The following is a 255-nucleotide window of genomic DNA, read 5'->3' as shown; positions in this document are numbered from 1 at the left end:
ATATTCCCCTTCCCCCTCCGAGATTCTAGACCTGTAGTTTCAGACGCAGTTTCGAGGTTGAGCCCCGAGATTTCACATCTGACTTGCAGGTCCGCCTACGCGCGCTTTACGCCCAATAAATCCGAACAACGCTTGCACCCTTCGTATTACCGCGGCTGCTGGCACGAAGTTAGCCGGTGCTTCCTCTATGAGTACCATCAAATAATCGGCCTATTAGACCAACTACCATTTTTCCTCATTAACAGAGCTTTACAG

Annotated in this window: 1 rRNA gene; it reads right to left on the bottom strand. The window is 49.8% G+C overall.

Annotated features, from left to right (window positions below):
* A 16S ribosomal RNA gene (locus ACTHSL_RS13875) occupies window positions 1-255 on the bottom strand; the annotation flags it as partial.

Source organism: Neisseria sp. P0008.S010, from assembly GCF_051962715.1.
GTDB lineage: Bacteria > Pseudomonadota > Gammaproteobacteria > Burkholderiales > Neisseriaceae > Neisseria > Neisseria elongata.
Note: the sequence above shows the minus strand (reverse complement) of the source record. Positions and strands in the feature narration are given on the sequence as shown.